Raw genomic sequence first — 13,131 nt, 5'->3', positions numbered from 1 at the left:
GATATCGGTTATAAAAAGAAAAAGCGTCTAGCTAAATCAGGAAAAGACATACCCCAGGATGTAACTACCTTTACCCCGATATGTAACGGCCTTTACCCCGGTGTGTAAAGAGTCTTTCCCCGGCATGTAACGTCTTTTACATAAGGATGTAACAACGCTGTAAATGTAATGTATTGACAATAAGCCCCTAAACCCATCCATCAGTTTACCACTTCTTATACTGCAAATGACTATTTCTGCCATCCTCCTTCATCGTGGAATATAGAATTAAATAATAATCACACAAAGTATATTTTCAGCAAAAAACTTTTAAATAAATAATAAAAACACCACCTTTGTAGTTCATTCTTTCAGAGTCTATGTGGAATAGTACTTTACTATACAAAGACACTACCATTCAGAATGCGTAAATGTAAGATGAATCAATATGCAGAAAGAAAATGATACTTTATTGGTAGCCAAGTTGAGAGAAGGCAATAAATTTGCCTTTGAAGCATTGTACGAAAAATACAGTGCCAGGCTGTACAACACCATCGTCCTTCTCGTATATGACAAATCATTAGCCAAAGACATCACCCAAAGCAGCTTCATGACGATATGGGAAAAACGCAGTAATCTGGATACCGAGAAAAGTTTTCCGGCATATCTATGCACCATCGCACGCAACATGGTATACAAAGAAACCGAACGAAGATTATTACACAACAAATTTGTAGAAAACAAGCTGAAAACAGAAGCAGAGGCTATCGAGGAAGATACGATGGATATGGACGTCTCCATCATTGAAAAACAGATAGAGCAACTTCTGCAAAGCCTGCCAGAAGTTTCACGGGAAGTCTTTCAGCTGAAAAGAGCAGGAAAACTGTCCAACAAGGAAATCGCCTCACAGCTAGATTTGACGGAACGTGCCGTAGAGGCTCATTTCTACCGTACTATGAAACTACTGAAAGAAGAATTACGCAAATTCATCATGCTTTTCCTCTCCTTCTACTTTCTAAATAATTGTTAAAGCACGAAAATCCGTGAGTGTTTTGGCAGGCATACAGATATATACTACAGAACATGGATAAAAAAGACAGTCATATTGAACTTTTGGATCGTTTCTTTCGAGGACTGACCAGCCCTGAAGAAGATGTACAGTTGAAATCATGGATTAAGCAACCGGATTTTCAACAGAAATTTTCCGCATACTATCAGCAATGCTGGGCACTGGCTCCGGACACGATGGACAAAGCCGTACAAAATGAAATGTTCACCGAACTTTTAAGCCAGATAGACGCAAGTTCCACCACGGAAACGAAGGTCCTGAAAACAAGGAACCGTTTCCTGCGTCAGATTGGGCGCTATGCTGCAGTTGCCTGCATCATATTGGCAGTGGGAAGCGGAGCCTATTATGCAGGAGTCAAACGACCGGCCGATGACGCCAATACAGAAGTCACCATGTCCGTATCCAACGGGCAGAAGGCCGACATCATTTTGGCTGACGGCACAAAGGTCTACATCAATTCTGATTCAAGAATTGTATATGACAACACTTACAACAAGAAAACACGTATGGTCTCCCTGGAAGGAGAGGCCTATTTTGAAGTTGCAAAGGACAAGGAAAAGCCTTTCATCGTGAAAGCAAATGGCATCAATGTACAAGCGTTAGGTACAAGCTTCAATATACGTGCACATAAAGACGATAAATCAGTAGCTGTAATCCTGATAAGTGGAAAGGTTAAAGTAGACGACGGCAGACACGAGGCATATATGAAGCCAAACGAAAGGCTCGTTTGCAACCTGACCAATGGACAGTTCGAAAAAAGCGAGCTTCATCCTAATGCAAGTTATTTGCTATGGAGAAGCAACGAACTGGCACTCTATGGTGAATCCTTTGAAGAAATTTGTACCATGCTTACTCGAATGTATAATTGCAAATTTATATTCAAAAACGAGAAAGCCAAACAATATACTTATCATGGCATCATTAAAAACGGCAGTTTAAACAATGTATTGGAATACATCAGCCAAGCTGGCGGCATTAATTACAAGATAGAATCTGACAATACGATTATAATATATTAGTAGTGTAAAAATAGCCCTTTGTATTAACTAAAACAAAAAGTATATGGAATAGATTTTATAGGATTTTTACCTCAGACACAATGACCGACTTCTGGCAGCGACAATAAAATTTAAACATTCGAGAAATATAGTTTTAATATACTCTAATAGCTTAATTAGGGTTAGCCTTTGTCGTACCTTTCTTAAAGTAAAAAAGTAATTAACCTGATATGATAAGACATGAGACAAAATAAAATAATTACGCGATTTTCAATATTACTGGGAATGCTGTTCTTCTGGGGAAATAGCTTTGCCCAAATCAGTGTATCTATAAACCAGCAGACTATCAAGCAGATTATACCTCAAATTGAAAAGACCAGCGGCTACAATGTATTCTATACCGACAAACTGCCCAATCTTGATACCCGAAAAGATTTGCATGTATCCAATGCCCCACTTGAAGCCATCCTAAAGGAATTGTTCAAAGGGACCAAAATTACTTTCGAAATAAAACCCAACAAGCAGGTTCTATTATTCCAACAAGCCAACAAGCCTTCAGGCAATAGGAAACAAGTACCCAGCAAGTTATTGGTGGAAGCAGAAAGCTTTGACAGAAAGGGGGGATGGGTAGTAGACCAACAATTCATGGACCTCATGGGTTCACCTTATCTGATGGCTCATGGAATGGGAGTCCCGGTTGAGGATGCCTCCACTACCATTTCTTTTCCTGAAGACGGTACATATTATGTATTTGTACGCACCTACAACTGGACTTCTCCCTGGTATGATGGTAAAGGACCGGGAAAATTCACTTTAGCCGTCGACAATAAAAAGTTGCCAGTGGTTTTAGGGGACGAGGGCAAACAATGGATGTGGCAACCTGCCGGAACAGTCTCTGTAAAAGCAGGAAGCTCTAGTTTGACATTAAAAGATTTGACCGGTTTTAATGGCCGTTGCGATGCCATTTATTTTACTACGGAAAAAGGGCAGCTCCCTCCCGCTCAGGCCACACAACTGACAGATTTCCGTAAAAAGATGCTGGATATTCCAGCCGAACCGGAGCAATACTCCTATGATGTGATTGTAACTGGTGGCGGTATAGCCGGTATGTGTGCAGCCGCAACCGCTTCCAGATTGGGATGCAAAGTGGCATTAATCAACGACCGTCCAGTACTTGGCGGCAATAATAGCTCTGAAGTCAGGGTTCACTTAGGGGGCAATATCGGAGTAGGCCCCAATTCCGGACTGGGACGTATGATAAGAGAATTCGGACATTCTAAAGAAGGAAATGCCAAACCTGCCGCAAACTATGAAGATGAAAAGAAGGAGCTTTTTATCGCCAATGAAAAGAATATCACCCTTTATGCCAACTACCGTGCCATATCTGTAAAGACCGATGGCAACAGAATAGAATCTGTCATCATCAAGCATATAGAGAATGGAAAAGAAGTGGAACTGAAAGCACCATTGTTCTCCGACTGTACCGGAGACGGCACCATCGGGTATCTGGCCGGTGCAGACTACAACATGGGACGCGAATCCCGTACCGAATACGGAGAAGAGCTGGCACCGATTCAACCGGACAAAATGACAATGGGTTCATCCGTACAATGGTACTCTGCAGACAAAGGTAAACCTACCCGTTTCCCTATTTTCTCGTACGGTCTGCAATTCAATGAAAAGAATTGCGAAAAAGTGACGATGGGTGAATGGAAATGGGAAACCGGCATGAACTTCAATCAAATCGACGACTTCGAACGTATACGTGATTATGGCTTAATGGTCATCTATTCTAACTGGAGTTTTCTGAAAAATGAATTAAAGGACAACAAGAAATATAAGAACCGCGCATTGGACTGGGTAGCCTATATTGCCGGGAAACGCGAATCACGCCGATTGTTGGGCGATTATATTCTAAAGCAAGATGATATAGACAAAAATGTCTATCACGAAGATGCCTCCTTCGTCACAACCTGGAGCATCGACCTGCATTTCCCGGATTCGCTCAATGCGTCACACTTTCCTGACGCGCCCTTCAAAGCAGCAACCAAGCACATCCATATATATCCTTACGCAGTGCCCTACCGCTGCCTATATTCCAGGAATATCGAGAATCTTTTTATGGCAGGCCGCAATATCAGTGTTACCCATGTGGCACTGGGCACTGTCCGCGTAATGCGTACCACCGGAATGATGGGCGAAGTTGTCGGGATGGCGGCTTCCTTATGTAAAAAGTACAACACCACTCCGAGAGGAGTATATCAGAAACACCTACCGGAATTGAAAGCACTGATGAAAGAGGGAGTAGGAAAAAAAGAAGGGATTCCCGATAATCAGAAGTTCAATGAACAAAAATTATTAAAAGAGCCTCGTATATTTATCATTGAAAAAAACAAGAAGTAAGAAACACGTTGATACTACAATTTAAGTATTAATAAAACACGCATATCATGAAAAATATTCTAACATTATTATTTGTCCTTTTCGGAGGATATTCGTTACACGCACAAGATACTTGTTACGGCCGTCTGAAAAATGACACTTTAACCATCGGAAACAGCTTGGTCGAACGTACCTTTTTGTGGAACGGGGGAAATATCATAACTTACCGTCTGACCGACAAGAGTAATGGAAAATCATGGAAGAACCACAGCCTTACTCCAGATTTCAGAGTAACGAAAAATTTGCCGCAACCATCAAACGGTTCACTCAAAGTAGTTCCCGTAAAAGAGACTAAAATATTTCCCGCTTATCTGAAAGTAGAAGTTTCTTTCAGCCTGGAGAAGCTAGATATAAAACGGGTATATCGTATTTATGATGATTGTCCAGCCATAGCCTGCGACACCTATTTAAGAGGAACAGTAAACAGTATTTTCGGAGGCAGAGAAGTTAGTGCAGCCGACCGGAAGAATATTGAATTCGCCGAAGACATGAAATCTAAAGAAGTAACCGCTGTACTAGACCAGTTCCATTTCCAAGGACAACATTGGCACGCTCGCAGCGTGGAATTTTCCGATGTGACCGACTGGCACAACAACCTGGTTTTCGAGAAAGAGATTATTTCCTATCGCAAACTGGGATATCGCGGCAATCTGCTGTTTGCCTTTAATGGCGAGAACAACTGTGGCATCTTCTTTTTAAAAGAGGCTCCCTGCTCTTCGGTACAATTAGCCTATCAAGGAAAGGATTTTCTGACTGATTTCGGGAAGTTTACAGTAACCGGCCTGGGCATTACCGAGAAAGACGTGACTCCCGACCGTTGGACCAAAACATACGGATGCGTATTGGGAATATACGGAGAAGATGAACTGAGCCGACTACAAGCGCTTCGTTCATATCAGAAGAATATACGTACTTACCGGGCCGACCGCGACGAGATGATTATGATGAACACCTGGGGAGACCGTAGCCAGGACTCAAAAGTAAACGAATCCTTCTGTTTGAAAGAACTGGAACGCGCCGCCCGTCTGGGAATCACCCATTTCCAGATTGATGATGGCTGGCAAATAGGTAAAAGCCCTAATTCAGCTGTAGCCCGCGGTTCATTCAAGAACATTTGGAACAATAAAGACTACTGGAAACCCGATCCGCAAAAGTATCCACGTGGTTTGCATCCCATCGTAAAACGTGGCAAGGAATTAGGTATTGAAATCGGTCTTTGGTTCAATCCCAGCATACAAAATGATTTTGCCGATTGGCAGAAAGATGCGCAAGCACTCATCAGCCTCTATCGCGAATACGGCATCAAAGTATTCAAGATAGACGGGCTCACCATTCCCAGTAAAGAAGCCGAAACAAACCTGCACCGCTTATTCAACAAAGTGCTGGAAGAGACGGACGAGGAAGTGATTTTCAACCTTGATGCGACAGCCAGCCGCCGCGGAGGCTACCACATGTTCAATGAATATGGAAATATCTTTCTGGAAAACCGTTATACCGACTGGCAGAACTACTATCCTTACTGGACTTTGCGTAACCTCTGGATGCTTTCCAAATATGTTCCGGCAGAAAAGCTGCAAATAGAGTTCCTGAACAAATGGAGAAATACGGATAAATATAAAGGAGAAGTCTTCGCTCCGGAAAACTATTCATTTGAATATCTGTTTGCTACGACTTTAGCAGGACAGCCGCTTGCCTGGATGGAAGGTACCAATCTACCCGAGGAAGCATTTACATTACGGGAACATACAGAAGCCTACAAGAAATTTCAGCATGACATGCATTCCGGCACTATCCTACCCATAGGAGATGAACCGTCGGGACGCTCTTGGACCGGCTTCCAGTCTCTAAAGAAAGATAGAGGATACTTGATTGTGTACCGTGAAAATCATCCAGAAGGGACTGCAGAAGTCGAAACCTGGCTGCCAGAAGGTGTCACTGTAAGATGTACCCCACTGATGGGACACGGCAAAGCTATGACAGCAGTAACCGGAAAGAAAGGAAGGCTGGAAATCTCTCTGCCATCAATCAATGACTATGTTGTCTACAAGTATGAAATTAAAAACAAACGCTAAAATAAATAACGACATGAGAACACTTTTCTTACTCACAACACTGCTTTTCATCATCCCGAACATGTTCGGACAAAAGGAATATCGTCTGAACTCACCGGACGGCAAGTTGGAGGTTACCTTATATATAGGTGACCGGATCACTTACAAGCTGACGGAAGAAGGGCATACATTGGTAGCCCCCTCTCCCTTATCAGTACATCTGGATAATGGGACAGTCTGGGGTAACGGCTCCCATCTTAAGAGAGTCAGTCATCGCCAGGCAAATGAGGTGATTCCCTCTCCTTTCTACAAGCGCAGTGAAGTAAAGGATGCCTATAATGAAATGACGTTAAGTTTCCGGGAACATTTCAACCTCATTTTCAGAATGTACAATGAAGGAATGGCATACCGGTTCGCAGCGACCGGAAACAGACCGTTCAAAGTTACAAACGAAGAAGCCGCCTTCAACTTCAACAAGGACTACAAATCGATTGTCCCTTATGTAAAAGATGGCGATAAACAACCGATAGAGGCCCAGTTCTCCAACTCTTTTGAAAACACCTATACACATATAGAGCTATCCGGACTGAACCCCCAAAGACTGATGTTTACCCCCGTAGTAATAGAGCAGGAAAACGGCCGTAAACTTTGTATTGCCGAATCCGACGTGGAGAGCTATCCGGGCATGTTCCTCATCAACAGAAACGGGGGAACAGCACTCACTTCCGCTTTTGCCGCCGTCCCCAAAACAAAAAAACAAGGCGGGCATAACCAACTGCAAATATTAGTCACAGAGCGTGAAAACTACATTGCTTCCTGCCAGCCGAAAGCCAAACTGCCCTGGCGCATCATTGTTGTGGCAAGAAATGACAAGGAGCTGGCAGATAACGATATGGTTTATAAGCTGGCTGCTCCATCACGCATGAAAGACATCTCATGGATACGTCCGGGCAAAGTGGCCTGGGAATGGTGGAACCATTGGGGAATCAAAGGCGTGGATTTCGAAGCTGGAATAAACAATGAAACATACATGCACTATATCGACTTCGCCTCCCGGCATGGCATCGAGTATGTGATTCTGGATGAAGGCTGGGCTGTCAACCTCAAGGCTGACCTTTTCCAAATTGTACCGGAAATTGATTTAAAAAAGCTCACGTCCTATGCCAGGCAAAAGAATGTAGGACTCATCCTTTGGGCAGGTTACCATGCCTTTGCCCGCGACATGGAACATGTATGCAAGCACTATTCCGAAATGGGCATCAAAGGATTCAAGATTGACTTTATGGATAGGGATGACCAGGAAATGGTAGACTTCCACTACCGGGCTGCCGAAACTGCCGCTAAATATAAGTTGATGGTAGACTTTCACGGCACGTACAAACCTACCGGGCTGAACCGCACTTATCCCAATGTCATCAACTATGAAGCCGTTCACGGGCTGGAACAGATGAAGTGGAGTGACATCCATACCGACCAGGTAACCTACGATGTCACCATGCCATTCATCCGTATGCTGGCCGGACCGGTAGACTATACACAAGGCGCCATGCACAATGCCAACAAACGGTGTTACCACTCCTCAATGGATACCCCAATGAGCCAGGGAACCCGTTGCCGCCAATTAGCTGAATATGTAGTATTTGAATCACCATTGAACATGTTGTGCGACAGTCCCACCAATTACGACCGTGAAGAAGAATGCACGGAATTCATCGCTACCATCCCTACCGTTTGGGAACAAACAATAGCCATGAACGGAGAAATTGGAAAATACATTACAATGGCGCGCAGGAAAGGAGATGTCTGGTATGTCGGCTCCCTAACCAATTGGGATGCACGTACTCTGACACTGGACCTTTCTTTCCTCGGTGCAGGCAGATGGAAAGCGGAAATGTTTCATGACGGAGTGAATGCCAACCGCCTGGCTTCCGACTACCAAAAGACCGTCACAGACATTCCTGCATCCCGTAAACTGACCGTCAAAATGGCACAAGGAGGCGGATGCGCATTGAAAATATACAAAGAATAATTCATAGGCTTTTTAAACGTTAACTGATACATACGATTTATGAAAATTAAAAGATTAATGATTACTTGTTTGCTCGCAGTGTCTGTACTGGGAGGCAAGTCACAAGCACAAGACTTATTGTCCAATGTTTACGGACGCGACTACCGGCTACTGAATGGGAAGTGGGGAGCTATTGTAGACCTTTATGACCAAGGAGAAAGGATGCAGGTGTACAAAAACAGAAAACCTCAAGACAACAAGCAATTTTATGAATACTCTTTCGACGGAGGTTTGGTCCTGAATGTACCTGCCGATTTCAATTCACAAATGCCCGAGTTGAAATTTTATGAAGGAACAGTATGGTACGGACGCTCTTTCGATACCCCAAAGACTGACGGCAAACGTTTGTTTCTCTATTTCGGTGCGGTAAGTTACCGTAGCAAAATATATCTGAACGGGGAGAAAATAGCCAGTCATGAAGGCGGATTCACTCCCTTCCAAGTGGAAATCACAGATAAGGTAAAGCAAAAGGACAACTTCCTGGTGGTGAAAGTCAACAATACCCGCACCACGGATGCCATCCCTGCCATGTCCTTTGACTGGTGGAATTACGGCGGCATCACACGCGATGTAATGTTGGTAAGCGTTCCACAAAGCTACATCAAAGACCATTTCATCCAGTTGGACAAGGTACAATCCAACCTGATTCGTGCCAAAGTAACCTTATCCGAAGCAAAGCCTGGCATCAACGTACAAGTCGCCATCCCCGAATTGGGCATCAGACAGAACATGACTACCGATGCCAACGGAATTGCCCAGGCCACTATCAAAACCAAAAAACTGCAACGTTGGTCACCGGATGCTCCAAAGCTGTATGATGTAACCATCACTTCGGAAAGTGACCGGCTCAACGAGCAAATTGGTTTCCGTAACCTTTATGTAAAAGGTGAAGATATCTATCTGAACGACCAGCCCATCTTCCTGCGCAGTATCAGCTTCCACGAGGAAATTCCGCAACGCCGCGGGCGTGCCTTCTCTGAAGCGGACGCAACAATGCTGTTGTCCGAAGCCAAAGAGCTGGGTGCCAACATGATTCGTCTGGCACATTATCCACAAAATGAATATACTGTCCGCCTAGCAGAAAGAATGGGATTTCTTTTATGGGAAGAGATACCTATCTGGCAAGGGATTGACTTCAAAAATACCGCTACCCGTGAGAAAGCAGGCAGAATGATTAAAGAGATGGTGATGCGCGACAAAAACCGTTGTTCCGTTGCCTTTTGGGGGATTGCCAATGAAACAGCCACTTCCGCCCCGCGCAATGAATTTCTGAAACACATGAAACAATGTTGCCTGGACATCGACTCAACCCGTCTGATTACGGCCGCCTTCGATTTGGTACGCTTCAACCGCGAAAGCCGGAACTTTGAGATGAATGACTCCATTATCAACATCCTAGACATGGTAGCCATCAACAAATATATGGGATGGTATCATGACTGGCCACTGGCTCCGGACCAGGCTGTCTGGAATGTAGCTCCCGGCAAACCTCTTTTCATTTCCGAGTTCGGAGGCGAAGCGCTCTATGGCAAACATGGCGACGCGGAAGTCAAGAGTTCTTGGAGTGAGGATTATCAGGCACAACTCTACAAGGACAATCTGGAAATGTTTAAGCATATCCCCAACCTGCGCGGAACATCGCCGTGGATTCTTTTTGATTTCCGTTCTCCCTTCCGTTTCCATCCACACCAGGGAGGGGAATGGAACCGTAAAGGACTGGTTTCCGACCAGGGACAACGCAAAAAAGCATGGTACATCATGCGTGATTACTATAACCAAAAGAAAACAGAACAATGAAGCACAAAATAAAACACTACATGGCTGCCCTCCTCCTGACCTCTATGGTCTGGAGCGGGCATGCCCAAGAAAAGAATGAAATGGACTTGTCTGGTGAATGGGCATTCCAGACAGATGTCATGGACTTCCGGAGAGGTTCACTGGACGTACGTTACTGCCATCGCCTGCAGGAAAGCATCGTTCTGCCGGGAATTACAGATGACTATAAAATAGGCTACAAATCTCCTTACCGCCACCTGGATAGGCTGACCCGTGTCTACGAATATATGGGCCCCGCATGGTACCAGCGAGAAATAGAAATTCCTGCGGCATGGAAAGGCAAACGCATTTTCCTCTATTTTGAACGTACACACTGGCTCAGTTCGGTATATGTAGGCAAAGAAGAAGTGAGTAAAATAGACTACATCAGTATTCCCCACAACCACGAACTGACCCAATGGCTACATCCAGGCAAAAAAGAACTGATAACTTTCTGTATAGACAACCGCTACCAGTACGATACCCATAAATGGGACCATGCCCACTCCGAATTTACCCAAATAAACTGGAACGGAGTATTGGGCGAAATTAAGCTGGTAGCTGTAGACCCAGTCTATGTAGATGACATGCAGGTCTATCCGGACATCAAGAACAAAAGCATCAAAGTCAAAATGACTGTCCGCAACTGTACAGAACATACCGCCAGCGGCAAAATATCCTTCCACGTGACAGGAAAGGACTATAGACTACAAAAGGAAGTACCAGTAACAGTGACCGATTCCATTACTTATATTGAGGAAGAAATGTTTTTGGGTAAGGATATCCATTTGTGGAATGAGTTCCATCCCAATCTTTATACGTTGGACTGTAAGTTGACTTCCAGTGTAGAGGGCCAATCCTATGCGCATGAGAAAAGCACAACTTTCGGTATGCGCGAAGTAGAGGCTGGTGAGGACCATATCATCCTTAATGGCGAACCCATACACCTGCGCGGTACCGTTGAAAACGCAGTGTTCCCCAAGACCGGCTATGCTCCCGTGGACGATGCCTCTTGGGAACGTGTACTCCGTATCCTAAAAGAATATGGTATGAACCATATGCGCTTCCACTCCTGGTGTCCTCCTGCCGCTGCGTTCCGTATGGCAGACAAGCTGGGTGTCTATCTGGAGGTGGAAATGCCGATGTGGGGTAAAGATGCCCAACCCGATGAGAAGCGCTGGAATTTCTTCCGTCGCGAGCTGCGGGGTATCTTGAAAGAATATGGGAATCACCCTTCCTTCATTCTCTACTGTAACGGAAACGAAATTACCGGCGATTTCAGTTTCATAGAAGAGCTTACCGCCACGGCCCGCCAGTTGGATAACCGCCGTCTATACAGCGGTTCCACAGCCCGCACACGTGTCAAATCAGACCAGTTCTACATTACCCATCAGACTACCAAAGGACACATGGCCATCTACGAAGGACGTCCTTATACAAACTGGGACAAAAACAAGGAACTGGGAGTAGGCCTGCCCATCATCTCGCATGAATCCGGACAGCGGTGCATCTATCCCAATTTCGAGGAAATAAAGAACTTCACCGGCCCCGTACAAGCGCGTAATTTCGAGATATTCCGTGAACTGCTGGACAAAAACCACATGCTTGACCAAGCACATGACTTCTTCCGTGCTTCTGGAGCCTTGACCGCCATAGAGTACAAGGATGTCATAGAAGCCCAGTTGCGCACTTATCTGAAAGGCGGTTTCCAATTACTGTCTCTGAATGATTTTACCGGACAAGGATATGCACCGGTAGGCATTCTCGATCCTTTCTGGAATACCAAAGGGCTCATCACACCGGAAAAGTGGCGCGAGTTCTGTGCACCGACTGTTGCGTTGCTCCGTTTCGACAAACGCGCACTTTACAATGATGAAGTATTTGAAGGAAAAGCGGAAATATACAATTATGGACCTACCCTATTGAAAAACGCAAAAATCAATTGGAGTATCACCGACAGCAACGGTAAAACCCTTAAGAGCGGAAAACTGAAAACACAAACTGTCGGAAAGAACGGGGTATTTCCACTTGGCAGTTTCAGTTATGCATTGAACAATATCACTGAACCACAGAAGCTGACGGTCCATCTTTCTGTTGCACACGTAAAAAACAGCTGGGATATCTGGGTATATCCCCGTCATAGCAACTTAATGCAGTCCACTAGTGAAGTGCTCTACACCACAGTATTCGATGAAAAAGCAAAACAACACCTTGCCGATGGCAAGAAAGTGGTACTCTGCCCCAAACCTTCCAAAGTAAAAGGTCGTAAATCCGTGTTCCACAATCACTTTTGGAATCCGATAATGTTCAAATGGCCTCCTATGACCATTGGCTGTCTGATTCATGACGACCAGCCTATATTCGAGCATTTCATAACTTCCTACCATACTGACTGGCAGTGGTGGGACATTCTGGAAAATGCCAAGGTTATTGAGATGAAAGATGCTCCGGCAGCACTGCGGCCTTTCATACAAGTAATAGACCATTACGACAATAATGAAAAGCTCGGTATTGGTTTCGAAGCAAAAGTGAAGAAAGGCAGTCTACTGGTACTAGCCGTAGATACCCAGAAAAACATCAACGAACGTCCTGCCACCCAGCAATTGCTGGAAAGCATTGACCGCTACGTAAAGAGTGACAAATTCGCTCCGCAAATTACCGTTGACGAGTCCTACATTGAATCATTCTTAAAGAAATAAATAAAGGAAA

General features: G+C 44.6%; 7 protein-coding genes. All 7 read left to right on the top strand.

The window, feature by feature from the left end; translation table 11 throughout:
• Nucleotides 1-427: 427 nt before the first annotated feature.
• The 7 genes from DW039_RS10695 (at nt 428) to DW039_RS10665 (ending at nt 13,121) form a co-directional block, all read left to right on the top strand.
• Nucleotides 428-1,009: an RNA polymerase sigma factor gene (locus DW039_RS10695; RefSeq protein ID WP_005829818.1), complete on the top strand. Its 582-nt coding sequence runs from the start codon at nt 428-430 to the stop codon at nt 1,007-1,009.
• A 53-nt stretch (nt 1,010-1,062) separates the two neighbouring features.
• The gene (locus DW039_RS10690; RefSeq protein ID WP_120381931.1) at nt 1,063-2,067 is read left to right on the top strand and encodes a FecR family protein; all 1,005 of its coding nucleotides are present in this window, start codon (nt 1,063-1,065) and stop codon (nt 2,065-2,067) included.
• Between the two features lie 219 nt (nt 2,068-2,286).
• Nucleotides 2,287-4,449, top strand: a complete 2,163-nt coding sequence (locus tag DW039_RS10685; RefSeq protein ID WP_057255830.1) for an FAD-dependent oxidoreductase — start codon at nt 2,287-2,289, stop codon at nt 4,447-4,449.
• 47 nt (nt 4,450-4,496) lie between these two features.
• On the top strand, nt 4,497-6,560 hold the full coding sequence (locus DW039_RS10680; RefSeq protein WP_044467975.1) for an alpha-galactosidase: 2,064 nt from the start codon (nt 4,497-4,499) through the stop codon (nt 6,558-6,560).
• 13 nt (nt 6,561-6,573) lie between these two features.
• Nucleotides 6,574-8,568, top strand: a complete 1,995-nt coding sequence (locus tag DW039_RS10675; RefSeq protein WP_120381933.1) for a glycoside hydrolase family 97 protein — start codon at nt 6,574-6,576, stop codon at nt 8,566-8,568.
• 39 nt (nt 8,569-8,607) lie between these two features.
• Nucleotides 8,608-10,404, top strand: a complete 1,797-nt coding sequence (locus tag DW039_RS10670) for a glycoside hydrolase family 2 protein (RefSeq protein WP_120381930.1) — start codon at nt 8,608-8,610, stop codon at nt 10,402-10,404.
• Complete coding sequence (locus tag DW039_RS10665; protein ID WP_120381929.1) at nt 10,401-13,121, top strand: sugar-binding domain-containing protein; 2,721 nt, start codon at nt 10,401-10,403, stop codon at nt 13,119-13,121. The genes DW039_RS10670 and DW039_RS10665 overlap by 4 nt, the downstream gene beginning before the upstream one ends.
• Nucleotides 13,122-13,131 lie beyond the last annotated feature (10 nt).

The sequence above is a fragment of the Bacteroides sp. AF39-16AC genome (assembly GCF_003602735.1).
Classification (GTDB): domain Bacteria; phylum Bacteroidota; class Bacteroidia; order Bacteroidales; family Bacteroidaceae; genus Bacteroides; species Bacteroides uniformis.
This window is presented reverse-complemented; position numbering and strand designations above follow the sequence as displayed.

Excerpts from the sequence above, each read along its gene's own strand:
- DW039_RS10695 (WP_005829818.1), top strand. The coding sequence starts at position 428 with ATGCAGAAAGAAAATGATACTTTATTGGTAGCCAAGTTGAGAGAAGGC.
- DW039_RS10690 (WP_120381931.1), top strand. The coding sequence starts at position 1,063 with ATGGATAAAAAAGACAGTCATATTGAACTTTTGGATCGTTTCTTTCGA.
- DW039_RS10685 (WP_057255830.1), top strand. The coding sequence starts at position 2,287 with ATGAGACAAAATAAAATAATTACGCGATTTTCAATATTACTGGGAATG.
- DW039_RS10680 (WP_044467975.1), top strand. The coding sequence starts at position 4,497 with ATGAAAAATATTCTAACATTATTATTTGTCCTTTTCGGAGGATATTCG.
- DW039_RS10675 (WP_120381933.1), top strand. The coding sequence starts at position 6,574 with ATGAGAACACTTTTCTTACTCACAACACTGCTTTTCATCATCCCGAAC.
- DW039_RS10670 (WP_120381930.1), top strand. The coding sequence starts at position 8,608 with ATGAAAATTAAAAGATTAATGATTACTTGTTTGCTCGCAGTGTCTGTA.
- DW039_RS10665 (WP_120381929.1), top strand. The coding sequence starts at position 10,401 with ATGAAGCACAAAATAAAACACTACATGGCTGCCCTCCTCCTGACCTCT.